Annotated in this window: 25 protein-coding genes; 8 read left to right on the forward strand and 17 right to left on the reverse strand. The window is 69.6% G+C overall.

Annotation, left to right across the window (positions count from 1 at the left end; genetic code table 11):
- Positions 1–142: 142 nt before the first annotated feature.
- Positions 143–688, forward strand: coding sequence for a M28 family peptidase (locus tag DL519_RS20510; protein WP_223839320.1), 546 nt, complete (start codon positions 143–145; stop codon positions 686–688).
- 225 nt (positions 689–913) lie between these two features.
- Here DL519_RS20510 and DL519_RS20515 read toward each other — a convergent pair whose 3' ends face one another.
- The 5 genes from DL519_RS20515 to DL519_RS20535 all read right to left on the reverse strand — a co-directional run bounded on the left by DL519_RS20515 (position 914) and on the right by DL519_RS20535 (position 5959).
- Positions 914–1963 (reverse strand): Gfo/Idh/MocA family protein, encoded by a 1050-nt coding sequence (locus DL519_RS20515; protein WP_190817178.1) that lies wholly within the window; start codon positions 1961–1963, stop codon positions 914–916.
- A 101-nt stretch (positions 1964–2064) separates the two neighbouring features.
- Entirely contained in the window at positions 2065–2760 is a 696-nt protein-coding gene (locus DL519_RS20520; protein ID WP_190817180.1) for a response regulator, read from the reverse strand.
- Between the two features lie 37 nt (positions 2761–2797).
- On the reverse strand, positions 2798–4039 hold the full coding sequence (locus tag DL519_RS20525; RefSeq protein ID WP_223839322.1) for a sensor histidine kinase: 1242 nt from the start codon (positions 4037–4039) through the stop codon (positions 2798–2800).
- Positions 4040–4211: 172 nt separating this feature from the next.
- Positions 4212–4841, reverse strand: coding sequence for an MBL fold metallo-hydrolase (locus DL519_RS20530; RefSeq protein WP_190817184.1), 630 nt, complete (start codon positions 4839–4841; stop codon positions 4212–4214).
- Complete coding sequence (locus tag DL519_RS20535) at positions 4841–5959, reverse strand: S-(hydroxymethyl)mycothiol dehydrogenase (protein ID WP_223839324.1); 1119 nt, start codon at positions 5957–5959, stop codon at positions 4841–4843. Before DL519_RS20535 ends, DL519_RS20530 begins: the two co-directional genes overlap by 1 nt.
- A gap of 109 nt (positions 5960–6068) precedes the next feature.
- Here DL519_RS20535 and DL519_RS20540 point away from each other — a divergent pair, with 109 nt between their 5' ends.
- Positions 6069–6875: an SAM-dependent methyltransferase gene (locus tag DL519_RS20540; protein ID WP_190817186.1), complete on the forward strand. Its 807-nt coding sequence runs from the start codon at positions 6069–6071 to the stop codon at positions 6873–6875.
- A 71-nt stretch (positions 6876–6946) separates the two neighbouring features.
- Here the strand turns inward: DL519_RS20540 and DL519_RS20545 are convergent, their stop codons facing one another.
- Positions 6947–8116, reverse strand: a complete 1170-nt coding sequence (locus DL519_RS20545) for an MFS transporter (RefSeq protein WP_190817188.1) — start codon at positions 8114–8116, stop codon at positions 6947–6949.
- A gap of 186 nt (positions 8117–8302) precedes the next feature.
- Here DL519_RS20545 and DL519_RS20550 point away from each other — a divergent pair, with 186 nt between their 5' ends.
- Complete coding sequence (locus DL519_RS20550) at positions 8303–9766, forward strand: amidase (protein WP_190817190.1); 1464 nt, start codon at positions 8303–8305, stop codon at positions 9764–9766.
- A 231-nt stretch (positions 9767–9997) separates the two neighbouring features.
- Here the strand turns inward: DL519_RS20550 and DL519_RS20555 are convergent, their stop codons facing one another.
- Both DL519_RS20555 and DL519_RS20560 read right to left on the reverse strand, forming a co-directional pair.
- On the reverse strand, positions 9998–11191 hold the full coding sequence (locus DL519_RS20555; RefSeq protein ID WP_190817193.1) for an acyl-CoA dehydrogenase family protein: 1194 nt from the start codon (positions 11189–11191) through the stop codon (positions 9998–10000).
- Positions 11188–12369: a CaiB/BaiF CoA transferase family protein gene (locus DL519_RS20560; RefSeq protein ID WP_190817195.1), complete on the reverse strand. Its 1182-nt coding sequence runs from the start codon at positions 12367–12369 to the stop codon at positions 11188–11190. Before DL519_RS20560 ends, DL519_RS20555 begins: the two co-directional genes overlap by 4 nt.
- Positions 12370–12524: 155 nt before the next feature.
- Here DL519_RS20560 and DL519_RS20565 point away from each other — a divergent pair, with 155 nt between their 5' ends.
- On the forward strand, positions 12525–13178 hold the full coding sequence (locus DL519_RS20565; protein WP_190817197.1) for a GntR family transcriptional regulator: 654 nt from the start codon (positions 12525–12527) through the stop codon (positions 13176–13178).
- Here DL519_RS20565 and DL519_RS20570 read toward each other — a convergent pair whose 3' ends face one another.
- On the reverse strand, positions 13179–13373 hold the full coding sequence (locus DL519_RS20570; protein ID WP_190817199.1) for a hypothetical protein: 195 nt from the start codon (positions 13371–13373) through the stop codon (positions 13179–13181). It lies immediately after the preceding gene.
- Positions 13370–13579: a hypothetical protein gene (locus DL519_RS20575; protein WP_190817201.1), complete on the reverse strand. Its 210-nt coding sequence runs from the start codon at positions 13577–13579 to the stop codon at positions 13370–13372. Before DL519_RS20575 ends, DL519_RS20570 begins: the two co-directional genes overlap by 4 nt.
- A gap of 63 nt (positions 13580–13642) precedes the next feature.
- On the opposite strand from DL519_RS20575, the gene DL519_RS20580 reads away from it, so the two are divergent.
- Positions 13643–14029: a hypothetical protein gene (locus tag DL519_RS20580; protein WP_190817202.1), complete on the forward strand. Its 387-nt coding sequence runs from the start codon at positions 13643–13645 to the stop codon at positions 14027–14029.
- A 143-nt stretch (positions 14030–14172) separates the two neighbouring features.
- Here DL519_RS20580 and DL519_RS20585 read toward each other — a convergent pair whose 3' ends face one another.
- Together DL519_RS20585 and DL519_RS20590 are read right to left on the reverse strand one after the other, a co-directional pair.
- Positions 14173–15036, reverse strand: a complete 864-nt coding sequence (locus DL519_RS20585) for a 3-hydroxybutyryl-CoA dehydrogenase (RefSeq protein WP_317891383.1) — start codon at positions 15034–15036, stop codon at positions 14173–14175.
- Positions 15037–15311: 275 nt separating this feature from the next.
- Positions 15312–16112 carry an Fpg/Nei family DNA glycosylase gene (locus DL519_RS20590; RefSeq protein WP_190817206.1) on the reverse strand — a complete coding sequence of 267 codons (801 nt, stop codon included), beginning with the start codon at positions 16110–16112 and terminating at the stop codon, positions 15312–15314.
- Positions 16113–16178: 66 nt separating this feature from the next.
- Here DL519_RS20590 and DL519_RS20595 point away from each other — a divergent pair, with 66 nt between their 5' ends.
- Positions 16179–17372 (forward strand): low temperature requirement protein A, encoded by a 1194-nt coding sequence (locus DL519_RS20595; protein WP_223839326.1) that lies wholly within the window; start codon positions 16179–16181, stop codon positions 17370–17372.
- Between the two features lie 297 nt (positions 17373–17669).
- Here the strand turns inward: DL519_RS20595 and DL519_RS20600 are convergent, their stop codons facing one another.
- The 4 genes from DL519_RS20600 to DL519_RS20615 form a co-directional block, all read right to left on the reverse strand.
- On the reverse strand, positions 17670–18314 hold the full coding sequence (locus tag DL519_RS20600) for a trimeric intracellular cation channel family protein (protein WP_190817208.1): 645 nt from the start codon (positions 18312–18314) through the stop codon (positions 17670–17672).
- 147 nt (positions 18315–18461) lie between these two features.
- Positions 18462–19478: a substrate-binding domain-containing protein gene (locus tag DL519_RS20605; protein WP_190817210.1), complete on the reverse strand. Its 1017-nt coding sequence runs from the start codon at positions 19476–19478 to the stop codon at positions 18462–18464.
- 221 nt (positions 19479–19699) lie between these two features.
- Positions 19700–20710 carry an ABC transporter permease gene (locus DL519_RS20610; protein ID WP_190817212.1) on the reverse strand — a complete coding sequence of 337 codons (1011 nt, stop codon included), beginning with the start codon at positions 20708–20710 and terminating at the stop codon, positions 19700–19702.
- Positions 20703–22226 (reverse strand): sugar ABC transporter ATP-binding protein, encoded by a 1524-nt coding sequence (locus DL519_RS20615; protein WP_190817214.1) that lies wholly within the window; start codon positions 22224–22226, stop codon positions 20703–20705. The genes DL519_RS20610 and DL519_RS20615 overlap by 8 nt, the downstream gene beginning before the upstream one ends.
- Before the next feature lie 226 nt (positions 22227–22452).
- Between DL519_RS20615 and DL519_RS20620 the strand changes: the two genes are divergently transcribed.
- Positions 22453–24084: a serine/threonine-protein kinase gene (locus DL519_RS20620; protein ID WP_190817216.1), complete on the forward strand. Its 1632-nt coding sequence runs from the start codon at positions 22453–22455 to the stop codon at positions 24082–24084.
- A 212-nt stretch (positions 24085–24296) separates the two neighbouring features.
- On the opposite strand, the gene DL519_RS20625 is transcribed toward DL519_RS20620, so the two are convergent.
- On the reverse strand, positions 24297–25352 hold the full coding sequence (locus DL519_RS20625) for a lactonase family protein (protein ID WP_190817218.1): 1056 nt from the start codon (positions 25350–25352) through the stop codon (positions 24297–24299).
- 173 nt (positions 25353–25525) lie between these two features.
- Here DL519_RS20625 and rocD point away from each other — a divergent pair, with 173 nt between their 5' ends.
- Positions 25526–26764, forward strand: a complete 1239-nt coding sequence (rocD, locus tag DL519_RS20630; RefSeq protein WP_397544963.1) for an ornithine--oxo-acid transaminase — start codon at positions 25526–25528, stop codon at positions 26762–26764.
- Positions 26765–26812: the final 48 nt, after the last annotated feature.

A 26812-nucleotide genomic window follows, 5' to 3' on the forward strand; every position in this document is an offset into this window, starting at 1 on the left:
CGGCTCCTAATGCTCGGCACCCCGCCATTCAGCGTGCTGGGCACCAGCTGGTTCGCAACTCGGGGATCCTGCGGAAAACCATGGCTGATCAGTGCTGCTCACCGCATTCCGCGACCCGCTTCGCCGCCATAGCTTTCGCACCGTGACTGGAAAGTTGATCTACACGCGGTTCCGGTTGGCGGCCGGGCTGGCGTGCGCGCTGGCCGTGCTCGTGGCGATGCTGGAGACCGCCCGGGCGCTGCGGACCGGGAATCCGCTGCGCAACGACGTCGTGCTGCTGATCACCGATGGCGAGGAGGAAGGGTTGCTCGGGGCGGAGGCGTTCGTCCGGGAGCATCCGCTCGTCAATCGGGGCGGAGTGGTCCTCAACCGGGAGGCTCGCGGCGTCGATGGCCCTTCGCTGATGTTCGAGACGACGGAGGACAATGCGCGCCTGGTCGAGGTGTTCGGCGACGCCGTCGCGCACCCGCGCGGCGATTCGTCGATGGTCGCGATGTATCGGATGTTGCCGAACAACACCGATTTCACAGCGTTGGCGAAGGCCGGTTTCGCCGGCCTCGACTCGGCCTACATCGAGGGCTCGTCGCCGTACCACACGCCGAGCGCCGCCCGAACAGCACAAGCCCCCAGGCCCCTCCGAGGTTTCCGGCGGACGAACGGCTCCTCGGTACCCTGCGCCCGGCGGTAGGACCGACCATCGGCTCCTCAACAGCGGATTGGTGATCAAGCTTTCGTTTCGTTGCAGAACAAGGCAAATCGGGGAACATGAACCGATCCACTTCGGACTGTCCTGCTCATGTCCGTCCCGCAGGCGGTCGGCCCGAAGCCCGGTGAAGGCACCAACGCGTTCGGCGACGGGGTGACGGGCACCCGTGACCGGCCAACTGGGGCACGGGTGCCCTCGCCCGATCCGCTAGAGGAGGCGGTCGACGGTGACCTCGGCGGCGGAGCGGCGAGCAGCCGCGATGACGTCCAGGGCCGCCACCGCGTCCGCCGGGTCCACCGGCGGCGGTGTGCCGTCGCGCAGTGCCTTGACGACCCCGTCGTAGAACGCCAGGTAGTCGCCAGCTTCGCTGGGCACCCGCCGGACGTCGTCGCCGACGCCCAGGACACCCCACAGGTCTTCCGGTTCCCGGCCCCAGCTGTCGTCGACGGGCAGGCGCCCGGCGCGCAGCTCGGCTTCCTGCGGGTCCAAGCCGTACTTGGTGAAGGTGGCCGCATCGCCGAGCACCCGGAATCGCGGGCCCGGGCGCGCCGCAACCTTGCTCATCCACAGGTGCGAGCGCACGCCGTTGGCGTGGGTGAGCGCGATGAACGTGTCGTCGTCGGCCCGCACCCCCGCCCGCCGGCAGTCGATCTCGGCGTAGACCGCGGCGACCGGTCCGAACAGCTGCAGGGCTTGGTCGATGAGGTGGCTGCCCAGGTCGTAGAGGATGCCCGCGACGTCCTCCGCGCCGCCGGAGTCCCGCCAGGTCGGCTTCGGCGTCGGCGACCACCGCTCGAACCTCGACTCGAAGCGGTGCACCCGGCCCAGTTCGCCGTCGTCCAGCAGCTTGCGCACCGTGCGCATGTCGCTGTCCCACCTGCGGTTCTGGAAGACCGTCAGCAGCTGCCCCTTGGCCGCCGCGAGCTCGATCAGCTGCCGCCCCTCGCCCGAGGTCGGGGTGAACGGTTTGTCCACCACGACCGGCAGCCCGGCGTCCAGCGCGGCGGTGGCCAACTCGACGTGCGTGCGGTTCGGGCTGGCGATCACCACCAGGTCGAGTCCGCGCCGAAGCAGCGCGTCCATGTCACCGACCACCGCGGCCTCCGGGTGCTCGGCGCGCACCTGCTGCTGCCGCTCGGGGTGGGCGGTGACGACCGCCGCCAGCCGCAGCGACGGGTGGGTTGCGATCAGTGGAGCGTGGAAGATCGCGCCGCCGAGGCCGTATCCGACAAGTCCGACTCGCAGTGCAGAGCTCATGCCCCCATTAGACCCCGCCACCCAGCTCGGCCCCGTCCCCGTGACCCCGCAATTTCCATTGAAATCGAATGTCCGATTTCAATGGAAATTGCGGCACCAGGTCAGGCCGAGGCCCGGCGCGGGCCCACGTTGGCCTGGCCCGGGCAGACCAGGCCGGTCTCGTAGGCCATGATCACCAGCTGGGTGCGCGAGCTGAGGTGCAGCTTCTGCATCACGTGGTAGAGGTGCGACTTCACCGTCAGCTCCGCCAGCCCGAGGTTGCGGGCGATCTCGGCGTTCGACCCGCCGCGCGCGACCTCCAGCAGCACGTCCAGCTCCCGCTCCGTCAGCGCGCTCAACTCGCTGCGGGCGTCGCGGACGCCCAGCGCCGCGAAGCGCCGCAACAGCCGCTTGGTGACTCGCGGCGACAGCAGCGCATCCCCAGCAGCGACGGTGTGCACTGCCTTGACCAGCTCCTCCGGCGTGGCGTCCTTGAGCAGGAAACCGCTGGCCCCGGCGCGCAAGGCGGCGTAGACGTACTCGTCGAGGTCATGCACCGTGAGCATGATCACCGAGGTCTCGCCGCCGGTTTCCGCGATGATGTCGCGGGCCGCCGCGATGCCGTCCTTGCCCGGCATCCGCACGTCCATCAGCACTACGTCGGGCCGCCGGCGGCGCACCGCGGACAGCGCCGCCTCACCGTCGGCGGCTTCGGCCAGCACGCGCAGGCCCGGTTCGTTGGACAGCAGTGCGACCAGCCCCGCACGGATCATCGCTTGGTCGTCGGCTACCAGGACGGTCGTGTCCGCAGTTTCCACGCCGGGCCTCCTCGGTCCGGACCCCCCGAATTCCGGCTCAGGGCAGGTCCGAATTTTCCGCGCACGGTAGCACGGCTTCAAGGTGAAATCCGTTCAAAACCGGATGCGCGGTCAAGGTCCCGCCCAGCAGCGCAATGCGTTCCCGCAGCCCGATCAGCCCGTGTCCCGACTGTTGGGAGACCGGTCGGGCCTCCACCACGTCCAGCCCGCCGAGGTGATTGGTCACCTCGATCCGCAACGCGTCCGGCCCGTAGTCCAGCAGCACCCGCGCCCGCCCGGAGCCGACGTGCTTGAGCACGTTGGTCATCGCCTCCTGCACGATCCGGTACGCGGTCATCTCCACCCCGGAGCCCAGCTCGCGGACCTGGCCGCGCCGGTCGAGCTTCCACACCACGCGCCCGCCGCGCACCGACTCCACCAGCTTGTCCACGCCGTCCAGGCTGGGCGTCGGCTGCCAGTCCATCGGGTCCTGACCGGCGGAGTTGCGATCGCGCAGCACGTTGAGCAGGTTGCGCATCTCCCCCAATGCGCCGCGGGAGGTCTGCTCCAGCTCCTGCAAGGTCTGCCGGGCGTGCTCCTGGTCGCGGTCGATCAGCGCCCGCGCGACGCCCGCCCGCAACGCCACCACGGACAGGTTGTGCGACACGATGTCGTGGAACTCCCTTGCTATGCGGGCCCGTTCGATGGCCGCGGCATCGGCGGCGAGCTGGTCGCGGGCCTCGTCGAGCAGCGCCAGGGTCTGCTCCAGCTGCCTCGCGCGGCGCCGGCCGACCTGCATCGCGCGCGCCCAGCCGATCACCATGACGAGGTTCACCACCGCGCCCGCGATCCGCAGCAGGCTTTCCACCGGCGACAGCTCGTAGACGACCATCTCGGTGACGGGGTAGACCATCGCGATCGTCGCGGCGGTCACCGACGCGGTCCGCGATCCGCGCACGCAGACCGAGTAGACCGCGACGAGGATCACCAGGTTCAGCCCGCCGATGTAGAGCTTGAGCAGGGTGAGCGCGATGGTGACCGCCAGCAGCACGAACAGCACCAGCCAGGGCACCCGTCGCCGCAGCGGCAGCATGCTGGTGGCCGGCACGCTCACCAGCAACGGCCACCACCAGACCATCCACGGCGGATGCTCGCCGATGGAGAGGTCGAAGCCGTGCAACACGCACAGCACGACCACGAACATGACATCGCCGAGCACCACGCGGCGCGCGGTGATCCAGGCCAGCAAACCCGTCCGCGGCTTCGCGACAGCGGAGTGGCCAAGCGCATGATCGACCATCGAACCTGCCTCACACGGTGCGCGGATCGGCTCCCTGGCGAGCCAGAACGAATCCGTGAGCGGCACAACCGCTCACGGACCAAGATCCTGCGCACTGCCCCCAGGTGCTTCATCCGCCGAAAGTCGTAGCGGGAAACCTACCCGCTCGCGATCAACGACGGGGCCGCAATGATCAGTATCCGCGCGCGACCCACTCGTCGAACTGGGGCCGGACCGCGCCGATCGTGGTGCTCTCCCCGTGTCCCGTTCGGACCTCGGTGTCCTCCGGCAAGGGCAGCAACCGGTCCCGGATGGACGCCGTGATCGTCCCGAAGTCCGAATAGGACCGACCGGTGGCGCCGGGCCCACCAGCGAACAAGGTGTCGCCGGTGAACACCACGCCCAGCTCGGGCGAGTACAGGCACACCGCGCCCGGCGCGTGGCCGGGCGTGTGCAGCACCTGCAGCCCGATGCCGCCGACCTCGACCACTTGGCCGTCGGCGAACTCCCGGTCGGGTCGGCGGTCCGGGTGGACCAGGTTCCACAGCACCAGGTCGTCTGGATGCAGGAAGATCGATGCCCCGACCGCGTCGGCCAGTTCCGGCGCCCTGCGCACGTGGTCGTCGTGGGCGTGCGTGCACAGCACGGCCAGCACCCGGCGGTCGCCGACGAGCCGGCGGATCGCCTCGACGTCGTGCGGGGCGTCGATGATCACACACTCCTGGTCGTCGCCGACCACCCAAGCGTTGTTCTCGACGTCGAAGGTCTGGCCGTCCAGCGAGAACGTGCCCGACGTGGTCGCGTGATCGATGCGCACCGCCATCAGAAGACCACCACCGAACGCAGCACCTCACCGCGGTGCATCTTCTCGAACGCCTGCTCCACCTGGTCCAGCGCGATCTCCTCGCTGACGAACTTCTCCAGCGGCAACCGGCCCTGCTGGTAGAGCTCGATCAGCATCGGGAAGTCGCGTTCCGGCAGGCAGTCGCCGTACCAGCTGGACTTCACCGCGCCGCCGCGGCCGAAGACGTCCAGCAGCGGCAGCTCCAGCTTCATCTCCGGGGTGGGCACCCCGACCAGCACCACGGTGCCAGCCAGGTCGCGGGCGTAGAAGGCCTGCTTGAACGTCTCGGGGCGGCCGACCGCGTCGACGACCAGGTCGGCGCCGAAACCGCCGGTGAGCTCGCGGATCGCCTCGACGCTGTCGGTCTCGGAGGCGTTGACGGTGTGCGTGGCGCCGAACTGGCGCGCCCACTCAAGCTTCTTCGGATCGGTGTCCACCGCGATGATCCGCCGCGCACCGACCATGCTGGCCCCCGCGATCGCGCCGTCCCCGACGCCACCGCAGCCCAGCACCGCGACCGTGTCGCCCGGACCGGCGTTGCCGGTGTTGACGGCGGCCCCGATCCCGGCCATCACGCCGCAACCCAGCAGTCCGGCCACCGCCGGACGCGCCGATGGGTCCACTTTGGTGCACTGCCCGGCGTGCACCAGCGTCTTCTCCGCGAAGGCCCCGATGCCCAGCGCGGGCGACAGCGGGGTGCCGTCGGTCAGCGTCATCGGCTGCGCCGCGTTGTGCGTGTCGAAGCAGTACTGCGGCCGACCGCGCTTGCAGGCCCGGCACACCCCGCACACCGCGCGCCAGTTGAGGATCACGAAGTCGCCGGGTTCCACGTCGCGCACACCCTCGCCGACCGCTTCGACGACACCCGACGCCTCGTGCCCGAGCAGGAACGGGAACTCGTCGCTGATCCCACCTTCGCGGTAGTGCAGATCGGTGTGGCACACGCCGCACGCCTGCACCCGCACCACCGCCTCACCGGGTCCCGGATCCGGAACATTGATGGTCACCACCTCGACCGGTCGGCCTTTCCCGGTCGCCACCACCGCGCGGACGTCGGCCACGAGCACCTCCAGCATTTCGTCGTTTACAACCACCATCGTCATATGCGTGCACGAGCATCAGCAAGAGCAGCCTCCCGTCGATTTCAAACACGCTGAGTCACTGATTAACTACTGTACGATTCCAGGTAAAAGGGGGAGGACGATCATGGTCGACACGCGCATCCCGCCCGTCCGGGAGATGGACATCGATCGGCCCTGCGCCGCCCGGGTCTACGACGCGTTCCTCGGCGGCAGCCACAACTTCGGCTGCGAGCGGGCTTTCGCGGAGCGACTGGAACGGGAGCTGCCGGACATCGGCGAAACATACCGGGAGAACCGGGCGTTCCTCCGGCGGGTCGTGGAATACCTGCTCGCGCAAGGTGTCCGCCAGTTCATCGACCTGGGCTCGGGCATCCCCACGATCGGCCACGTGCACGAGGTGGCGCGGCGCCGGACGCGCGACTTCCGGGTGCTCTACGTGGACAACGAGCCGCTCACCGTCGCGCACAGCAAGCCGCTGCTGGCCGGCGAGCCGCGCGCCGAGATCATCCGGGCGGACTGCCGCGACCCGAATTCCGTCCTGAAATCCCCGGAGGCCGCCGAACTACTCGACCCGGCCGAGCCGGTGGGGCTACTGATGGCGCCGGTGCTGCACTTCATCCCCGACTCCGACGACCCGGTGGCGCTGGTCGAGACCTACCGCGACGCGCTGGTCCCCGGCAGCCACCTGGTGATCTCGCACCTGACCGGCAGCCACGCCCCGGATGAAATGCGCATCCTCGCGGGCCACTACGCGGCGACCGCAGACCCGTTGCAGCCGCGCGAAGTGGAATGGATCGAGAAGCTGTTCGGTGACTTCGACATCGTGCGGCCCGGCACGACGCTCCTGTCGGACTGGCGCCCCGAACCCGGTCGGACGACCGCGAAGCAGCCCTACTGCCTCCTCCACGGCGGTGTTGCCCGCAAGCACTGACTCGTGACGCAATTTTCATTGAAACCGAACCGTAACCGTCGATTTCAACGGAAATGCGGCGTCGCGGTAGGTCAGCGGCGGACGAACAGCAGCAGGACACCCGCGATGATCGCCGCGATGCCCGCTGCCAGCCAGGCGCCCGCCAGTCCGGCCTGCTCCGCGAAGATGCCGAAGAGCAGCGGTCCGAGGCTGCCGCCGAGGTAGATGCCGGTCTGCGTGAACGAGGTAGCGCTGGCGACCCGGTCCGGGGCGATCTTGGCGACCGTGAAGTTCAGCAGCCCCGGCCACGCCCAGCCCGCGCCGAAGCCGACGGACACCCCGATCAGGAACGCCACCGTCGAATCCACCGCCATCAGCCCGAAGCCGATCGAGCCGATCAGCAGCATCGCGGTGATCACCCGCAGCAGGTTCGGGTTCTTGCGGTCCGCGAGCACGCCCGCGCACAGCCGGATCGTCAGCCCGGTAGCCGAGCCCAGCGACAGCACCAGCCCGGCCACCGCCGGGCTGAACCCGACCTCGACGGCCGTCGTGGTGACGAACGCGCCTAGCGCGTTGGCCGCCGCCGAACCGAGGCCGCCGGAGATCGCCAGCAACAGCAGCGCGCCCCGGGCGTCGTTGCGACCGGCGGTGTCGCCGCGTTTGATGATGGACCGCTCGGCGTCCGGCAGCCGCGGCACTGCGACGGCGGCGACCAGGCCGACCAGCCCGGCGATCACGAACACCCACCGCCATCCGACGGTCAACGCCACGGCGGGCACCGCGACGCCCGCTAGCAGCGTCGCGGCCGGGATGGAGGACTGCTTTACGCCGAAGCCCATACCTCGGCGGTTGGCCGGAATCCCTTGGGCGATCAGCAGGTTCGATGCCGGTTGCGCCAGCGAGTTCGGCAGTCCGGCCACCCACAGCAGCCCCAGCAGCCACGGCGCATCGGGTGCCCAGGCCAGGCCGAACAGGCAGAGCGAGCTGCCCAGCGCGCCCAGCCGCATGCCCAGGCGGGCGCCGATCCGCTCGACGAGCCACCCCATCGTCCGGGACGACACCGATGCGACGCCGAAGAAACCGGCCGCCCCCACTCCCAGCAGCGCGGCGCCGAACCCGAGGTCCTGCTGCAGCTGCACGCCCATGCCGCCGACGAGGAACACCGGGAAGACCCCGACCGTGACCACTGCGGCCACCGACGCCAGCACCCGCGGGATCCCGATGGTCCGCGGCACCTGCCCGGCGACGGCCACTGCGGGCATGCGTCCTCCTCGGCATGCGGTGTGCTGGTCTTACCAGAGTGGGAACCGACCGAATTTTTAGCAACGCTAACGTGACGCACGCCTCCCCCCAGCCGACGTCTCTCCCCCGGCCGGATGCACCCGGGTTGACGTCGACCCCGCGGAGGCGCAAGGGTCAGTGGAGCTGATCGACAACAGGAGGACAGCGTGACCGTGGCACCGGGTTCCGGACTCCCCGCGTCGCAGATCCCCGATCTGGTGCTGCTGGACGCCGTGGAGCTGTCCTGGCTGATCCGCCGCCGGGAGATCTCCTGCGTCGAGGCGATGGAGACCCACCTCGGACACATCGACCGGATCAACCCGGCGGTGAACGCGATCGTCTCCCGCGCCGACGAGACCGAGCTCATCGACCAGGCGCGGCAGCGCGACAAGGAACTCGACCGCGGCGAGTGCGCGGGGTGGATGCACGGTTTCCCGATCGCGGTGAAGGACCTCTCCGACGCGGCGGGGTTCCCCACCACGAAGGGCTCACCGATCTTCGCCGAGAACCTCGCGACGACCGACGACCTGCACGTGCGGCGGATGCGGGACGCCGGCGCGATCGTCATCGGCAAGACCAACGTCCCCGAGTTCGGCCTTGGCTCGCACACCTTCAACCCGGTGTTCGGCACCACGCGCAACGCCTACGACACCACGCGCAGCGCGGGCGGCAGCAGCGGCGGCGCCGGGGCCGCGCTGGCGCTACGGATGTTGCCGGTCGCCGACGGCAGCGACTTCATGGGGTCGCTGCGCAACCCCGCGGCATGGGGCAACCTCGTGTCGCTGCGGCCCGGCTTCGGCCGCATCCCGAGCGAGGGATTCCTCAGCGAGCCCTCGGTGGTCGGCCCGATGGGGCGCACGGTGCGCGACGTCGCGATGCTGCTGTCCACGATGGCCGGTCCGGACGAGCATGCACCGCTGAGCATCGAGCAGGATCCGGAGTTGTTCACCGACAGCCTGGACCGCGACTTCGAGGGCACCCGGATCGGCTGGGTCGGCGACTTCGACGGATACCTGGCCACCGAGCCGGGCCTGCTGGACCTGTGCGCCGAAGCCTTCGGCGCCTTCGCCGAGATCGGCTGCGAGGTCGAGCCGGTGTCGCGCCGGCTGCCGGTCGAGCAGGCCTGGGAGACCTTCCTGCTGTGGCGCTCGTGGATGGTCGGGCGCGACAACATCGACCTGCACGCCGACCCGGCCACCCGGGCGATGCTCAAACCGGAGGTGGTCTTCGAGGTCGAGGGTTACCAGCAGCTCACCGCGGACGACATCTCACGCGCCTTGACCGGCCGGGACGAGTGGTACGCCGCGGTTTCGCGGTTGTTCGACGAATACGATTTCCTGCTCGCACCGAGCGCGCAGGTGTTCCCGTTCGACGTCGACCAGCGCTGGCCGCAGGAGATCGCCGGCCGGTCGATGGACACCTACCACCGGTGGATGGAGACGGTCGCGCCGTGGACGCTGTCCGGGCTCCCGATCGCCAACCTGCCGGTCGGGTTCAACGAGGCCGGGTTGCCGATGGGAGTCCAGCTGATCGGCCGAAACCACGCGGAATGGCCGCTTCTGCAGCTGGCCAACTCCTACGAACGAGCCACCGACTGGACCCACCGAGTCCTGCCACCCCTGCTGCGGTAAGGCCCGAACCGCGATTTCAACGTCGCCGTGGCCCGGTGGCCTCGGTGCCATGCCCGCATGCCGCCACCACGGCCAAGCGAGAAGGGGCTCGATGCAACGCAGATCTTCGATTTCAATGGAAATTGCGGCCCTCCGGCGTGTCGGGCGACGACACGCCGGAGGTTGTGGATAACTCCCGCAATTTCAATGGAAATCAGACCTTCGATTTCAATGGAAGTTGCGGAGAGCGTCTCAGCCGCGGAAGGCCGATAGGCCGGTCAGGGCCTGGCCGATGGTGAGGGCGTGCATCTCGCTGGTGCCCTCGTAGGTCAGCACCGACTCCAGGTTCGTCATGTGCCGGATCACCGGGTACTCCAGCGAGATCCCGTTGGCACCCAGGATGGTTCGGGCGGCGCGGGCCACCTCCAGCGCGCCGCGGACGTTGTCGAGCTTGCCGAAGCTCACCTGCTGCGGGACCAGCTGCCCGGCGTCCTTGCGCTTGCCGAGGTGCAGCGCCAGCAGCCGTCCATTTTGGACTCGGACCGCCATGTCGGCGAGCTTGCCCTGCGTGAGCTGGAAACCGCCGATCGGCCGCCCGAACTGCTCGCGGGTCGTCGCGTAGTCCAGCGCCGCCTCCAGGCAGCTGCGCCCGGCGCCGACCGCGCCCCACACGATGCCGTAGCGCGCCTCGTTGAGGCAGGACAGCGGGCCGCGCAGGCCGGTGACCTCGGGCAGCACCGCGTCGGCGGGCAGCCGGACGTCGTCGAGCACCAGCTCGCTGGTCACCGAGGCCCGCAGCGAAAGCTTGTGCTTGATCTCCGGCGCCGAGAAGCCCGGCGTGTCGGTCGGGACGACGAAACCGCGCACCCCTTCGTCGGTTTGCGCCCACACCACCGCGACCGAGGCGACCGTGCCGTTGGTGATCCACATCTTGCGGCCGTTTAGCACCCAGTCGGAGCCGTCGCGGCGCGCGGCGGTGCGCATCGAGGCCGGGTCGGAGCCGTGGTCCGGCTCGGTCAGGCCGAAGCAGCCGATCGCCTCGCCCGCGGCCATCTGCGGCAGCCAGTGCTGCTTGTGCTCCTCCGAGCCCCAGCGCCAGATCGCGAACATCGCCAGCGAACCCTGCACCGATACCAGCGAGCGCAGGCCGGAGTCGCAGGCCTCCAGCTCCTCGCAGGCGATGCCGTAGTCCACTGCGGACAGTCCGGCGCAGTCGTAGCCCTCCAGGTGCATGCCGAGTACGCCGAGCTTGCCCAGCTCCCGGGCGATTTCCCGGGCCTGCGGGAACTCGCCGCGCTCGAACCACTCCGCGACGTGCGGCTGCACGTGGTCCCGGCACAGCGCGCGCACGCTGTCGCGGATCGCGAGCTGCTCCGGGGTGAATTCGGCGTCGATCCCCAGCGGATCGCGCGGGTCGAACGCGGGACGTTTTCCACTGGCACTCATTGCGGGCTCCTCCTTGAGACGAGCGGGGAAAGCTCTTGCTCGGAGTCCTCCAACCACGCGAGGACTTCCTTGGTGTGTTCGCCGAGCAGCGGCGGCGGTGTCACCTCGGCGCTGCCGTGGTCGGAGAAGTCGATGGGGGTGCGCACCTGCATCGCGGCTCCGCCGCCGGGATCGACCATCGGCCGCAGCCCCAGCGACTCGGCGTAGTGCACCGCCCGCGACAGGTCGTTGACCTGGCCGCACGCGATGCCCACGCCCTGCAAGCGCTGCTGCCAGTCCGCAGCGGTCCGCGCGCCGAGCACGTTCTCCAGCTGCCGCGCCAGTTCGTCGCGGTTGGCCACCCGCTCCGCATTGGTCGCGAACCTCGGGTCGCCGACCAGCGAGACCAACCCCAGCGCTTCGCACAGCCTGCGGAACTGCGCGTCGTTGCCGACCGCGACGGCCAGGAACGCGTCCCCGCAGCGCAGCGCCTCATACGGCGCGATGTTGGGGTGCCGGTTGCCCATCCGCTGCGGCGCGATGCCGGTCGTCAGCAGGCTGCTCATCTGGTTCGCCAGCGACGCCAGCAGGCTGGACAGGAGGTTCACCTCGACGTGCTGGCCGTGGCCGGTCAGTTCGCGGTGCCGCAGCGCGGCCATGATGCCCAGCGCCGCGTCCTTGCCGGTGAGCACGTCCACCACCGCCACGCCGACCTTCATCGGCGCGCCTTCGGGTTCGCCGGTGATGCTCATCAGCCCACCGAGCGCCTGCACGACGAAGTCGTAGCCGGGTAGGCGTGCGCCTTCCTTGCTGCCGAACCCGGAGATCGAGGTGTAGATCAGCCGCGGGTTAAGCTCTCGCGCGCTCTCGTGGTCCAGGCCGTAGCGGGCCAGCGAGCCGGACTTGAAGTTCTCCACCAGGACGTCGGCGCGGCTGATGAGCCGGCGCGCGGCTTCCTGGTCCTCCGGGTCGGCGAGGTCGAGGGTGATACTGCGCTTGCCCCGGTTGACCGACTCGAAGTAGGCGGAGCTGTGCTCGGTCCAGGGCGGTCCCCACGAGCGCGTGTCGTCGCCTTCGCCGGGGCGCTCCACCTTGATCACGGTCGCGCCGAGATCGGCCAGCAGCATGGTCGCGTACGGGCCGGCCAGCACCCGGCTGAAGTCCGCGACGACCACGCCGTCCATCGGCAGCGTCTCCATGCACCCACCCTTCCGCCCGGCAGGCCGGCGAACCGGCCGACCGATACCAGTGCAGCGCGGCGACCGGAACAGGGGCTTGCCTCACCGTAATTTTGGATCCAATATACAGTTGATCGGGCGACAGTCAAGACGCCCGAAAACTTGGGGAGCCTGGGATGCAGCGACCACCCACCACCCAGGAGTTCGTCCTCGACGAGCTCCGGAAGTCCATCGTGTCCGGCGATCTGGCGCCGGGCCAACCGATCCGGCAGGACACCATCGCCCAGCGCCTCGGCGTGAGCCGGGTTCCGCTGCGCGAGGCGCTGAAGACGCTGGAGGCCGAGGGGCAGGTGATCTACCAGCCGCATCGGGGCTACTCGGTGGCCGAGCTGTCGCTGAACGACCTGCTGGAGGTCTACCGGATGCGCGCGCTGCTCGAATCGGAGGCCGCGGCGGTGGCGACCGAGCGGCTCAGCGATGCCGACCTGGCCCGGATCACCGACGCCCAGCGCGATGTCGAGAAGGCCGCCGACAGCGGCGACCTGGTGGCCATGATCGCGGCGAACCGCCGATTCCACTTCGCGCTGCTGGAGCCCGCCGGGATGCCCCGCCTGCTGCGCATCGTGCGCACGCTCTGGGACGCCACGGACGCCTACCGCGCGGTGTACTACAACTCCGACACCAACCGCGAGCGCGTCCGCCACGAGCATGACGCGATCGTGGCGGCGGTCGCCGAGCGCCGAGCCGGCGAACTGGTCCGGCTGCTCGACGAACACCGCCGCCACGCGGTGGACGCACTACGCGCCACCATCGTGTCCGAAGTGGACTGATCAGGCCTTGAGGAGGATTTCCGCGGTTCTGCGCGCTTTCCGGACCGCGTCGGAGAAGCCGGCCGAGGCGGCCACCGTCGCACCCTCGTAGAGCAGTAGGGCGCCGTCCGCGAAGTCCGCCGGGTCGGCCAATCCCGCTGCCACGGCGAGCTCTTCGAAGTACTGCCGCATCCACCGCTTCTGGCCGATGATCACGGCGTGGGCCGGATGCTCCGGATCCGGGTCTCCGCCAGGGCGTTGACGAATCCGCAGCCCCGGAAGTCCGCGCGGTCCATCCACGCGTCGAGCGCGTCGAAGACCACCAGCAACATCTCGCGCGGCGGGGCCGCGGACTCAGCGACCCACCGCTCGAGCCAGGCTCGCCAACGCTGGAAATCCGGCGTTGCACGCTGATCGCGCACGACATCGGCGGTGCGGTCGGCCAGATCTTCACCACCCGCGCCCCGGACCGGGTGGAGCGCCTGATGCTGATCGACGCGGTCAGCTACGACTCCTGGCCGTCGAGCACCTGGCGGAAGATCATCCGAGAGCACCTCGACGATTACGCCGCCATGCCCCAGGCGGACTTCGAAGCCATGCTGACCCGCCAACTGACCATGACGGTCGGAGAACCTACCCGGATGACCGGCGAAACCCTCGAAGCCTACCTAGCTCCACACAGGACACCGATGGGTCGGGCGTCGTTCTTCGAACACCAGGTGCGCCACTACGACTCGACCCCGACGCAACGGGTGGCCCCGTTGCTGAAAACCCTGACCGCACCGACCAGGATCGTGTGGGAGCCGAAGACAGCTGGCAGCCGGTCACCTTCGCGAGGCGCCTCGCAGAAGACATTCCCAACGCCACGCTGACCGTTGTCCCCGGAAAACTCATGGAGGACAACCCGACCCGGGTGGTCGAGGAGATCCAAGCCCTCCTCTCGACCTGATCGCACAAGAGGGCGCCTTCTGCCAACTCGCCCGGCAGGAGGCGCCCTTCCCCGAACCGGACCAGATCAGTTTTCGTAGGTGTAGAAGCCCTTGCCGGACTTCTTGCCCTTCAGGCCCGCGTCGAGCATCCGCTGCAGCAGCGGCGGGGCCGCGTAGGTGGGTTCGGCGTACTCCGCGTACAGCGAATCCGCGATGGCCTTCAGGGTGTCCAGGCCGACCAGGTCGGACAGCCGCAGCGGGCCCATCGGGTGGGCGCAACCCAGCACCATGCCCTTGTCGATGTCCTCGGCGCCGGCGAAACCGCCCTCCAGCATCCGGATCGCCGACAGCAGGTACGGCACCAGCAGCGCGTTGACGATGAACCCGGACCGGTCCTTGGCTCGGACGGTCTCCTTGCCCAGCTGCTCGGTGGCGAACGCCGCGGCCCGCTCGACGGTCTCCTCGGAGGTCAACAGCGACGGCACCAGCTCGACGAGCTTGAGCACCGGCACCGGGTTGAAGAAGTGCACGCCGAGGACCTGCTGCGGGCGCTTGGTAGCGGCGGCGAGCTTGGCGATCGGGATGGAGGAGGTGTTCGACGCCAGGATCGCCTCCGGGTCGGTCACGACCTTGTCCAGCTCGGCGAAGAGCTCGAGCTTCAACCCCTCGTCCTCGGCGATCGCCTCGATGACCATGTCCCGGTCGTCGAGGTCGGCGAGCGTGGTGGTGAAGTGCAGCCGGGACTGCGTCTCGTCACGTTCGGCCTCGGTGAGCTTCCCCTTCTGCACCGCGCGGTTGAGCGACTTCCACAGCTTGGCGCGGCCGGCTCGGGCGGCTTCGGCGTTGACCTCGCACACGATCACGTCGATGCCGGCTCGGGCGCCGACCTCCGCGATGCCGCCGCCCATCTGCCCGCCGCCGATGACTCCCAGGCGTTCGATCTTCGTCATCACACCGATCCTTCCGCTTCCGGCTGCGCTGCCGACGCACGGCCGTCGTCGGCCAGATCATGCCAAAAACAGCGGTTACCGACCGGTAAACAGTGCGCTAGGCCACGTCGATCGCACACCGCGGGCGGAAGGTGGCCCCGCGAAGCCGGGCCACGCCCCCGGACCCGGCTCCGCGCGGTCGGACCCCCCGATCCGCCCCTGACCCCTGAAGTATTTTCAGGTTACAACATGGTCCGCGCATGAACGCGTGCACACCCGGCATGGGTTACCGCTGGTCACGCTGGCTGGCACGTCGGACACCACAGGGTGCTGCGGCCGCCGATCCGCATCCGCCGCAACGCCGACGAGCACCGCGGACACCGCCGGTCCGGCTCGTCGCGGTGCCCGGTCAGCCAGGACGCACCATCCGGAACCCGGCCGACGCGAACGGCCTCCCGCAGCATGGCCCGCATCTCGCGGTGCAGCCGATCGAGGTCCACTGCGCCCAGGTCCGCGGTGGACCGGTTCGGATCGATCCGGGCCCGCCAGAGAATCTCGTCGGCGCAGATGTTGCCGAGCCCGGCGAGCACCGACTGGTCCATCAGGGCCGGCTTGAGGCGCCGCCGGGTGCGGGTGAGCCGCCCGGCGAACTCGTCGGCGCCGACCTCCTGCGCGTCCGGGCCGAGCTCGGCCAGCAGATCGTCCACTTCGTCCTGCTCCCGCGCGAGGTGGATCCCGGTCAGCTTCCGCATGTCCCGGTAGCGGAGTTCACCCGCGGCGAAGTCGAACACAAGCCGGTCATGCTGGTGCAGTTCGCCGCCGTGGGCGCACCACTGGAGATTCCCGGTCATCCCGAAGTGCAGCAGCAAGGTCGGCGGCGCAGGCGAGGCGTTCGCGGCGGACGCCGTCGCGATCAGCAGCCACTTCCCGTGCCGCCGAGGTTCGGCGAAGTACCTGCGCCGCAGTGCGCGCTGGAACGCATCTGCGCCGATACCACGCAGCACCTGCGCGTCGTGCACGCGCACCTCGCGCACCTGCCGGCCGGTCGCCTGCTCCGCGACCCGGCGGAATCCTTCTACATCGGGCAGTTCGGGCATGTCCCCCGGCTACCCGCTGGCGCGTAGTCCTAGCAGTTCGAGTCGGCCTCGAAGACAATTTCGACCATGAGCGAGCACATCCCACCCCTGCGGCGTCCCATGGTCGCGCGAGACCCCGCCGAGCGGCACCGCGTGGCCACGCCGTTGGAATTGCTCTTCGACCTGTGCTTCGTAGCCGCCGTCGGCCAGGCCGCCGTGCAGTTGCACCACGGGCTCGTCGAGGGGCACTTCGCCGCCACCGGCATCGGTTACCTCATGGTGTTCTTCGCGATCTGGTGGGCGTGGATGAACTTCACCTGGTTCGCCTCCGCCTACGACACCGACGACGTGGCCTACCGCGCGCTGACGCTGCTGCAGATGGCCGGGGTGCTGGTGCTCGCCGCCGGGGTGCCCGGGGCGTTCCACGACTACGACTTCACCATCGTGACCATCGGTTACGTGGTGATGCGCGTGGCGATGGTCGCCCAGTGGCTGCGCGCCGCCCGGCAACATCCCGAGGGGCGCGCCGCCGCGCTGCGCTACGCGGGCGGCGTGACCGTGGTGCAGGTCGGCTGGATCTTGCGCTTGGCGCTGCCGCACCCGTGGGCGGAGGTCGGATTCGTGGTGCTGGTGCTGGCCGAACTCGCGGTGCCTGCATTCGCCGAGAAGCGCCGGCGGACCGCCTGGCACCCGCACCACATCGCGGAGCGCTACGGGCTGTTCACGATCATCGTGCTCGGCGAGGTCGTGCTCGCCGTGACCGCCGCGATCCAGGAGGACGTCGCCGACGGCGGCTGGTCGGCGGAACTGCTGGAGATCGGCTTCGGCGGGCTGCTGGTGATCTTCGCGATGTGGTGGACCTACTTCAAGCACTCCGCCGTCGAGCACCTGCGCAATACGCTGAGCGCCCCGTTGGCCTGGGGCTACGGCCACTACCTGGTGTTCGTCGGGATCGCCGCGGTCGGCGCCGGGCTGGAGGTGGCGATCGACAGCAGCGCCCACAAGGCGCACGTGAGCGCCGTCGCCGCGGCGCTGACCGTCGCGATCCCACTGATCATCTACCTGGCGATGACGGGCATCCTGCATTCCCTGATGGCCGATGCGGGCGTCGCGATCCTGGCGGCGACGGCCGTGGGCTGCGCGCTGCTCGTGGCGACGGCGCTGCTGGCAGACCGTCTGGGCATCTCGGGCACAGTGCTGGTGATGGGAATCCTGATGGCCCTGCTGCTGGTGGCCGGGCTGTTCATCCAGCACGCGGGACGGCGCGAGCCGGCACGGTGACTCCGGCACCCGCGTGCCAGCGTGGCCAGGTGCGCTCGGCGGCGGTTTCGCGCGAAATCGCCGCCCCACACGCGTGGCAAAAGACGGTTTCGCGCGAAACCGCCGCTGTTCCCGGTGCGAGAAGGCGACGTGGTGGCGGATTCCGTGCTGCAGGACCAGCACGACACCGAGTGCAAGCTGTCCGATCTGCTGACCGCATCGATCAGCAGCGTCGGGCGCTCTCGTTGATCCGCAACGAGGTCCGGATGGCTGCGCACGCCGACGCGGCGCTGGAAGCGCTTCGGCAGAACCCGTAGCTCACGGCAGCGTCGTCCCCCGGGCCAGCGGCGCCCGCCAGCCGTAGCGCAAGGCGAGCAGCCGGACGATGACCGCGAGCAGCGCAGCGAGCGTGCTGGTGATCGGCGTCAACACGTTCGCCACTGCCAGGGTCGGGACCAGCGCGCTGCCGAACAGTGCGGGCACCGCGTAGATCTCGCTCTTCGGGTGCAGCAGCGCCGGGATCTCTCCCGCGAGCACGTCCCGGGCAGCGCCGCCGCCGATCGCGGTCGCCGCGCCGAGCGCGATCGCCGCCAGCGGGTGGATGCCGTAGTTCAGCGCCTTGATGCTGCCCGCCACGCAGAACACACCAAGGCCGACGGCGTCGAAGAACATCACGAACCGCCGGATCCGGGCGAGCCTGGGGTGCCAGAAGAACACCGCCACCGAGGCCACCAGCGGCGTGGTGAAGTAGGCGACGTTGGTGAAAGCCACCGGCGGCACGGCGCCGATCACCAGGTCCCGGAACAGCCCGCCGCCGAGCGCGGTCACCTCGGCCAGCACCGCGATGCCGACGGCGTCGAAGCGCTTTCGCACGGCGAGCAGCGCGCCGGAGAGCGCGAAGGCGAAGATCCCGACCAGATCCAGGATCTCCTGCACGAGCGGATTAACGATCGCGGTAACCACCGCGACATTCTCGCCACCACCCCGACCGCGGGAGGGGTGGTGGGCGCCTTCACTCCTACCCGATCGTGCGATGGGTGAGGGGCACCTCGAGCGGCACAGTCGGCGGCACAGTCGCCCAAGGGTGCCCCTCACCTCGTGAAGAATCGCTCAGGCGGGTGGGTTTTCGCAGGTGGGGTTCAGCAGCTTCTGGACTTCGGGGCTGTCGACGTTCCCCTTGGTGATCAGCATTGAGCCGGTGTCCGGGTTGGGCATCGGGTCCGCGGAACCACGGATCTTGCCGATCGCCGCGTTGACCGACGCGAAGCCCATCTTGAACGGGTTCTGCGCGATCAACCCGGTGATCACGCCGTCCCGCAACCCCTGGATCTCGCCCTCCGAGGTGTCCCAGCCGATGACCTTCACCTGCCCGACCTTCCCCGCCTGCCGCACGGCCTCCGCCGCGCCGAGCACGCTGGGCTCGTTGGCCGCGTAGATGCCGTTGAGGTCCGGGTTGGCGGTCAGGATGTCCTGGGTGACCTGCAACGCCCGGTTGTAGTCGCTGTCGCTGGACTGCTGCGCGACCAGCTGCAGCCCGGGGTGCTTGGCCATGCCCTTCTTGAAGCCCTCGGCACGCGTCTCGTTGGTGCTCGTGCCGGGCTGGAACTCGATGAACGCCACCTTGCCCTTGCCGCCGAGCTGCTCGGCGAGCAAGTCGGTGGCCTGCTCGGCGGCGGCGACGTTGTTCGTCGCGAACACCGGCACGTCCGGCGGCTGCGGGGTGGTGCCGGAGTCCATGTTGACCACCGTCGTGCCCTGGCCCTGCGCGGACTTGGTTATGTCGGCCAGCGCCTTGGCGTCCGTCGCCGCGTACACCAGGCCCTTGACGTCCCCCTGCGACAGCATGTCTTGCAGCAGGCTCTGCTGGCCGCTGACGTCGCTCTCGGCGTGCACCCCGTCCCAGTGGACCGTCACGTCCTGGTGCTTGGAGCCCGCGCACTCGGCGCCGACCCGCACCTTCTCCCAGAAGTCGAAACCGATCGCCTTCGGCACCACGGCGAGCTTGATCGGCCCGCCCTGCTGGCCACCGCCGCCGGTCTGCTCGTGCACCCCGACGCTGCACGCGGCGGTGCCCAGCACAGCGACCACCGAAAGCAGCACGGACGTCGCGGTCTGTACCTTCTTCATCGCCGAGCTCCCTTGCTCATCGCGGCTTACTGAGTTGGTGTCCGGGTCTTGTCTGGAAGCGGCGAAGGGCCGCTCAGCCCACCCCCACAACTCGCACCGCCGCGGGTTCTCAGACGCTTCCTGGCGAGTGGACATTCACAAGGGGGGCTCCCACAGTCCAGGGAGCGTCTGAGAACCCGCTACCCGCACCGCTATGCAAAACGAGTTGTGCAACAAATTCCTCATCCGGCGTCGCCGCCGAGCTTGCGTCGTTGGTACCGGTCCCACCAGACCGCCAGCCAGATGATCACGCCGATCAGCACGTTCTGGTAGAAGGTGCTGATGTTGAGCTGGACCGCCCCGTTGCGGATGACCGCGACCAGGAACGCGCCGATCAACGAGCCCCACACGGTGCCGCGGCCGCCGAACAGGCTCGCCCCGCCGATGACGACCGCCGCGATCACGTCGAGCTCCAGGCCTTCGCCGAAGTTCGGCTGCCCGGAGTAGATCCGGGACGCCGCGATCATGCCGCCGAGCCCGGCCAGCGCGCCGGAGAGCACGTAGACCGCGGTGGTGTAGCGCCGCACCGGCACACCGGACAGCCGCGCGGCCTCCATGTTGGACCCCATCACGTACGCGTAGCGGCCGAGCCGGGTCCGGGTGAGCACCACGTGCCCGGCCACCGCGACGAGCGCGATGAGCAGCACCGGGATCGGGATCGCGCCGATGACGCCCTGCCCGAGCAAGCGAAACGACTCCGGCGCGCCGAACACCGCGACCGCACCGGTGGCGATCAGCACCAGGCCGCGGGCGACGCTGAGCATCCCGAGGGTGGCGATGAACGGCGGCAGCCCGACGACCGACACCAGCAGCCCGTTCACCAGCCCGGCCACCGCGCCGACGACGACGCCGCCGATGATGCCCACCATCGGGTTGAACCCGTAGTCGGCCATCAGCACCACCCCGAGCACCCCGGACAGCGCCGCCACCGAACCCACCGACAGGTCGATGCCGCCGGTGATGATCACCAGCGTCACGCCGACCGCCATCACCGCGTTCACCGAGGTCTGCGAGCCCAGGTTGAACAGGTTGTCCGCGGTGAGGAACGACGGCGCGACGATCGACAGCACGATGAACACGACGATCAGCGCGCCGGCCGCGGCGACCTGCGAGACCGCGCCGGAGAGCCGGTCCCCCAGCCCGCCCAGCAGGCCGTGGTCCTCAGTGGACGGTGCCTTGGTCTGCTCAGTCATGGTTGCCCCCGTTTTCGACGTTGCGGGCCCCGGTTGCCAGCGCGACGACGCGTTCCTCGGAGAACTCCGCGCGGGGGACCTCTCCGGTGATCCGCCCACCGCGCATGACCAGGATCCGATCGCACATGTTCAGCAGCTCCGGCAGGTAGCTGGAGATGAACACGACCGCTTTGCCCCGCGCGGCGAGGGAATCCATCTGCTGGAACATCTCCGATTTGGCCCCGACATCCATGCCGCGGCCGGGCTCGTCGAAGAACAGCACCTCCGCGCCGGTTTCCAGCCACCTCGCCAGGATCACCTTCTGCTGGTTGCCGCCGGAGAGCGTCCGCACCGGGCGCCCCACCCACGGCACCCGGATCCGGAGGCCGTCGCGCTCCCGCTCGGCGATCTTGCGTTCCGCGGCGAGGTCGATCAATCCGGCCCGCATCGGCAGCTTCGCCAGCGTGATGTTCTTGTCCACCCCCAGTGGTAGGGCAAGACCATCGGTCTTCCGGCTCTCGGTGAGGTATCCGATGCCCGCGGCGATCGCGTCGGACGGGCCGCGGATGCGCAACCGCTTGCCGTCCAAGGCGATCGTGCCCGCGTCCGGCAGCTCCGCGCCGAACACCGCGCGCGCCAGTTCGGTGCGCCCGGCCCCGACCAGCCCGGCCAGCCCGACGATTTCGCCCGCACGGACCTCGAACGACACGTCGCGGACGGCGTCGTCGCGGGTGAGCCCCAGGACCTCCAGCCGCACCGGACCGGGCTCGTTGTGGGTGCGCGGGTAGAGGTTCTCCACGTCGCGGCCGACCATCAGCTGCACCAGCCGGTCTTCGTCCAGTTCGGTGACCGGCCGGGTGGCGACGACGGCGCCGTCGCGCATCACGGTCACCCGGTCGCCGATCTCGAAGATCTCGTCCAGCCGGTGCGAGATGTAGAGCACCGCGATGCCCCTCGCGGTCAGCTCGCGGACGATGCCGAACAGCTCTTCGGCCTCCCGCTCGGTGAGGCTGGCCGTGGGCTCGTCGAGGATGAGCACTTTCGCCTGCACCGCGAGGGCTTTCGCCAGCTCGACGCGCTGTTGCTCCGCAGTGGACAGCAGCGCTACCCGCCGTCCCGGATCGATGTTCAGGCCGACGTGGCCGAGCAGTTCCCGCGCGGCGCGGCGCTCCTCGGCCCGCGAGATCCACCCGCCGCGGCCGGGTTCGTGGCCGATGAACAGGTTCTCGGCCACCGACAAGTCCGGCGCCAGCGCGAACTCCTGGTGGACCATGGAGACCCCGAGCCGCCGGGCCGCGCCCGGCCCCTGGTAGGCGACCGGGACGCCGTCGAGTTCGATGCGTCCGCTGCTGAGCTGTTCGACCTGCGCGATCAGCTTCATCAGCGTCGACTTGCCCGCCCCGTTCTCCCCGGCGAACACGCGCACCTCGCCGGGCGGGATGGCGAGCGTGACGTCGGAGACCGCGACCACTCCAGGGAACCGCTTGCCGACGCCGTGCAGCGCCACGGCTGGACGACCCTGCTCGGTGGACGTCACGGAGCGCCTCCCTTCGGATCCGCGTGATCGTTCCTTCGGGCTCGCAGTGCGCCGGATCATACCGACAACGCTCATCCGGAGAAAGAGTTGGAACGAAGCCAAGTATTCGATTACCAGCACCACCCGGCCGGGGCGGGTCCGGCGGATCGGCACACGCCGGCGTGGCGGGTCCGTAAGCTCTTTGGGGACGAGAACCGAGATCTTCGAGGCAGGAGGCTGAGGTCCTGTGCAGCCGTTGCTGGCCAGCGACCCGAACCGGGTCGGCGACTACCGGCTGCTCGCCCGGTTGGGCCGCGGCGCGATGGGCGGCGTTTACCTGGGCCGCTCCCGAGGCGGCCGAGTGGTGGCGGTGAAGATCATCCGGGCGGACCTCGCCGAGGACGCGGAGTTCCGGGAGCGGTTCCGCCGCGAGGTGCTGGCCGCCCACTCGGTCGGCGGATTCTGGACCGCCGCGGTGGTCAACGCCGACCCCGACGCCGAACAGCCCTGGCTGGCCACCGAATACGTGCCCGGCCCCACGCTGCACCAAGCCGTCGTGGACCACGGCCCGCTGCCCGAAGCCACCGTCCGCAGCCTCGCCGCCGGGCTCGCCGAAGCGCTCGGCGCCATCCACCGCGCGCATCTGGTGCACCGCGACCTCAAACCGGCCAACGTCCTGCTCGGCCCGGACGGACCGCGCGTCATCGACTTCGGCATCTCGCGGGCGATGACCGGCAACGCCCTAACCGCGACCGGCATGTTCCTGGGCACGCCCGGCTTCTTCTCCCCCGAGCAGACCCTCGGCACCGAAGTCGGCCCACCCAGCGACGTGTTTTCACTCGGTGCGGTACTCGTCTTCGCCGCCACCGGAACCGGCCCGTTCGGCCAAGAGAGCACAGCGGCCCTGCTCTACCGGGTCGTACACACCGACGCGGACCTGTCCCGGGTGCCGGAGGGCCTGCGGCCGCTGCTGGCGGCCTGCTTCGCGAAGGACCCGGCCGCCCGGCCGACCCCGAGCGACCTGCTCGACCAGATCGGCGAAGCCAGCCCGCAGGGCAATGCCTGGCTACCGCCCGCGATCAGCGACGTCATCACCCAGCACGCGACCCAGTTGCAGCAGACGGCGAACGCGCCGCTGCCTGACACCGCCCCGCCGCAACCGACACCCAAGCCCGGGACTCGGTCCTACACGCAGGCGCACGACGCGACACCGGTCCCACCCGCGCCGGTTTCACCCGCGCCGGTCCCACCCGCGCCGGTCATCCGCGCCCCCGCCGCTCCCGCGCCGATGCGGGACAAGATCGTCCCGGCACGTCCGAGGGAGACCACGCGGACGCCGCAGCGGGTGCGCAAGGACAACCCCGGTCCGGTGTTCGCCACCGGCGGCCGGTTCCGCGCCGCAATGTCGGCGGTGATCTGCGGGGTGATCATCCTCGGCGCCGGCAGGCTGTTCCAGACCTACGGCCTCAGCGGGCTTTCGCACGACCGGGTCGCGATCTTCCGGTTGGGCATGCTGCTGCTGGGCATCAGCATGCTCTGGTCGATCGGGAAGGTACTGCTGCCGAGCCTGCACCTGAAGATCAACAGCGATGGGCTGCTGATCTCCCGGATGGGCCTGACCCGGGAGATCCCGTGGAGCCAGGTCGATCGGGTCGACGTGGTCGGCGACGGCAAGCGGACGGCGGTCGCCGTGTGGCTGGCCGACGGCAGGAAGCCCAACTCCTTGTGGTGGCATCGCGCCCGCGCGTACCACGGCGGGGCCCGGGTCTTCCCGATCGGAGCCACGGGCGGCTGGCTGACCCGCCGCCAGGAAACCCGCCGGGCCCGCACGGCTCTGACCCAGTACGCCTTCGGCCGCTACGGCGCCCGCCGACCGTAACCGCGCGGTCCTTCCCAAGCGCCCTTCCGGCACTTGTCACCGGGGTTGGCGATTTCGCGCGATATCGCCAACCAGGGCGCCGATTCCTCGGAGTCCTGGTGGCGCCTGCGGTTGCCGAATCCTGCATCCCAATCAGTTCTGGGAGTGAGCCATCCGGCAAACTCCTGGTGGTAGCCGGTCGGCAGGTGAGCACTCTTGCCTCCTAATCAGGGTCATGCCACCGGGAGGATGCAGACCGGGGTCGGGGTCGGGACCGGTTCGCGCAGCGGGGCCAGGTCGCCGTTGTCCGCGATGCCGAACGCCTGGACGTCATTGCTGCGCTGGCCCGCGACGAACAGCACCCGGCCGTCCGGCGAAAGCGCGATGTGGCGGGGTTCGGCCACCACCGCCGGGCGGATGTCGACCAGCCGGAACTCCCCGTCGCTGGAGTCCGCGCGGAATACCGCGATGCTGTCGTGCCCCCGGTTCGACCCGAACACGAACCGGCCGTCGAGCGTCACCACGATCTCGGCCGCCAGGTTCGGCCGCCCGTAGTCCGGCGGCAGCGTCGACAGCGTCCGGCCCGGCTCCAGCACCCCGGTGTCCGCGTCGTAGCCGAACTCTGTGATCGAGGACGCCAGCTCGTTGATCACGTACGCCCGCTCGCCGTCAGGGTGGAACGCCAGGTGCCGCGGACCGGCGCCCACCCGCAGCGGAACCTCGTGCTTGAGCGCCAGGTGTCCACTGTCCACATCGAAGTCGTAGACGTAGACGGAGTCGGTGCCCAGATCCACCGCGAGCACGTGGCGGCCGGACGGGTCGGGCAACACCTGGTGCGTGTGCGGGCCCTCCTGGCGCTGCGGGTTCGGCCCGCTCCCGCTGTGCTGCACCACGTGGCACGGCTCGCGCAGTACGCCGCCGTCGGCGATCGGATGCACCACCAGGTTCCCGGACTGGTAGTTCGCGGTCAGCAGGTACTTGCCGGACGGGTGCACGCTCAGGTGGCACGGCGCGGCACCCAGCGACGGCTGCGAGTTGAGTTCGGTGAGCGTGCCGTCGTCGTGCACCTTGAAGGCGATGACCCGGCCTTGCCGCAGCTCGCTCACCGCGAACAGCGTCGCCCCATCGGGTGCCATAGCGAGGAACGAGGGGTCGGAGGCCTCAGCGACGCTCTCGGTGCACCGCAAAGCGCCATCGGCGTCGGCGATCGCCAACCGGATCCCGTCGGCCGCCGATTCCGCGCTCGTGTACGCGCCCAGGTAGATCCGGTACTCACCGTTGTCCGGCATCAGCGCCTCGCCTTCCCAGTCCGGGGAACACTCACCGGGTCCATGATGTCAAGAGGCAGCCACCCTCCCCCGCCGAGACAACGAACCGCCGCGACAAAGCGAAATGACGCAACGGATCGATGCTTCAAGCAATGCCTCGCGGCTGAAATCTGCGCCATCACCGACATAACCTTATGGTCATGACTGTCATTCCGTCGCACCTCGAAGCCTCGTCGCAGGCCGCCCGGTTCCGGGAGCTCGACGAGCAGTACAGCGCGCACAACTACCACCCGCTGCCAGTCGTGATCGCCGAGGCATCCGGCGCCTGGATGACCGATGTGGACGGACGGCACTACCTGGACTTCCTGGCCGGGTACTCGGCGCTGAACTTCGGGCACCGCCACCCGGACCTGGTCGCCGCCGCGACCGAGCAGCTCGGCCGCGTCACGCTGACCAGCCGCGCCTTCCACCACGACCAGCTCGGACTGTTCTGCCGCGAACTCGCCGAACTCACCGGCACCGATCGGGTGCTGCCGATGAATTCCGGCGCGGAGGCCGTCGAATCCGCCATCAAGATCGCCCGGAAATGGGCCTACCGGGTCAAGGGCGTGCCGGAGAACCAGGCCGAGATCATCGTGGCGGGCTCCAACTTCCACGGTCGCACGACCACCATCGTGTCGTTCTCCACCGACTCGGTCGCGCACGACGAATTCGGCCCGTACACACCGGGATTCGTCGTCACCGAATACGGCGACGCCGCCGCGGTCGAGGCCGCGATCACCGAACGCACCGCCGCCATCCTGGTCGAACCCATCCAGGGCGAAGCTGGCGTGATCGTGCCGCCCGCCGACTACCTGCCCCGGCTGCGCAGGCTCTGCGACGACAACGACGTGCTGCTCATCGCCGACGAGATCCAATCCGGACTCGCCCGCACCGGAGAGCTGCTGGCCAGCGAGCACGACGGCGTCCGCGCCGACCTCTACACCCTAGGCAAGGCGCTCGGCGGCGGCATCATGCCGGTGTCCGCAGTGGTCGGTCGCGACGACGTGATCGGCGTGCTGCAACCCGGCCAGCACGGCTCCACCTTCGGCGGCAACCCGCTGGCCTGCGCGGTCGGCCGAACCGTGGTGCGCCTGCTGAGCACCGGCGAGTTCCAGGAGCGCTCGCGCGACCTGGGAGCGCACCTGCACGCGCGCCTCGGCGAACTCGTCGGCCGCGGAGCGGTCGAGGTGCGAGGCCGCGGCCTGTGGGCCGGCGTGGAGCTCGCCGCAGGCGGGCCGACGGGCCGCCAAGCCAGCGAGGCGCTAGCCGAGCGCGGTGTGCTGTGCAAGGAAACGCAGGACACGACGCTGCGCATCGCCCCACCGCTGGTGATCACCCGGGACGAGCTGGACACGGGCCTCGACGCGATCGAAGCGGTCCTCACCCGCTAACCCGCCCGTCACCCGGAGGGAGCGCAATTTCGTGAGAAATTGGCGTTC

The organism is Saccharopolyspora pogona (assembly GCF_014697215.1).
Classification (GTDB): Bacteria; Actinomycetota; Actinomycetes; order Mycobacteriales; family Pseudonocardiaceae; genus Saccharopolyspora; species Saccharopolyspora hattusasensis.

Excerpts from the sequence above, each read along its gene's own strand:
- rocD (WP_397544963.1), top strand. The coding sequence starts at position 25,526 with ATGGTCATGACTGTCATTCCGTCGCACCTCGAAGCCTCGTCGCAGGCC.
- DL519_RS20530 (WP_190817184.1), bottom strand. The coding sequence starts at position 4,841 with ATGGCGGTGCGCATCGATCACGCGACCACGTCGGGCACGTTCTCGCTG.
- DL519_RS20580 (WP_190817202.1), top strand. The coding sequence starts at position 13,643 with ATGCTGATCGACGCGGTCAGCTACGACTCCTGGCCGTCGAGCACCTGG.
- DL519_RS20515 (WP_190817178.1), bottom strand. The coding sequence starts at position 1,963 with ATGAGCTCTGCACTGCGAGTCGGACTTGTCGGATACGGCCTCGGCGGC.
- DL519_RS20605 (WP_190817210.1), bottom strand. The coding sequence starts at position 19,478 with ATGAAGAAGGTACAGACCGCGACGTCCGTGCTGCTTTCGGTGGTCGCT.
- DL519_RS20545 (WP_190817188.1), bottom strand. The coding sequence starts at position 8,116 with ATGCCCGCAGTGGCCGTCGCCGGGCAGGTGCCGCGGACCATCGGGATC.
- DL519_RS20555 (WP_190817193.1), bottom strand. The coding sequence starts at position 11,191 with ATGAGTGCCAGTGGAAAACGTCCCGCGTTCGACCCGCGCGATCCGCTG.
- DL519_RS20535 (WP_223839324.1), bottom strand. The coding sequence starts at position 5,959 with ATGGTGGTTGTAAACGACGAAATGCTGGAGGTGCTCGTGGCCGACGTC.
- DL519_RS20585 (WP_317891383.1), bottom strand. The coding sequence starts at position 15,036 with ATGACGAAGATCGAACGCCTGGGAGTCATCGGCGGCGGGCAGATGGGC.
- DL519_RS20610 (WP_190817212.1), bottom strand. The coding sequence starts at position 20,710 with ATGACTGAGCAGACCAAGGCACCGTCCACTGAGGACCACGGCCTGCTG.
- DL519_RS20590 (WP_190817206.1), bottom strand. The coding sequence starts at position 16,112 with ATGCCCGAACTGCCCGATGTAGAAGGATTCCGCCGGGTCGCGGAGCAG.
- DL519_RS20625 (WP_190817218.1), bottom strand. The coding sequence starts at position 25,352 with ATGCCGGACAACGGTGAGTACCGGATCTACCTGGGCGCGTACACGAGC.
- DL519_RS20540 (WP_190817186.1), top strand. The coding sequence starts at position 6,069 with ATGGTCGACACGCGCATCCCGCCCGTCCGGGAGATGGACATCGATCGG.
- DL519_RS20595 (WP_223839326.1), top strand. The coding sequence starts at position 16,179 with ATGAGCGAGCACATCCCACCCCTGCGGCGTCCCATGGTCGCGCGAGAC.
- DL519_RS20560 (WP_190817195.1), bottom strand. The coding sequence starts at position 12,369 with ATGGAGACGCTGCCGATGGACGGCGTGGTCGTCGCGGACTTCAGCCGG.
- DL519_RS20525 (WP_223839322.1), bottom strand. The coding sequence starts at position 4,039 with ATGGTCGATCATGCGCTTGGCCACTCCGCTGTCGCGAAGCCGCGGACG.
- DL519_RS20565 (WP_190817197.1), top strand. The coding sequence starts at position 12,525 with ATGCAGCGACCACCCACCACCCAGGAGTTCGTCCTCGACGAGCTCCGG.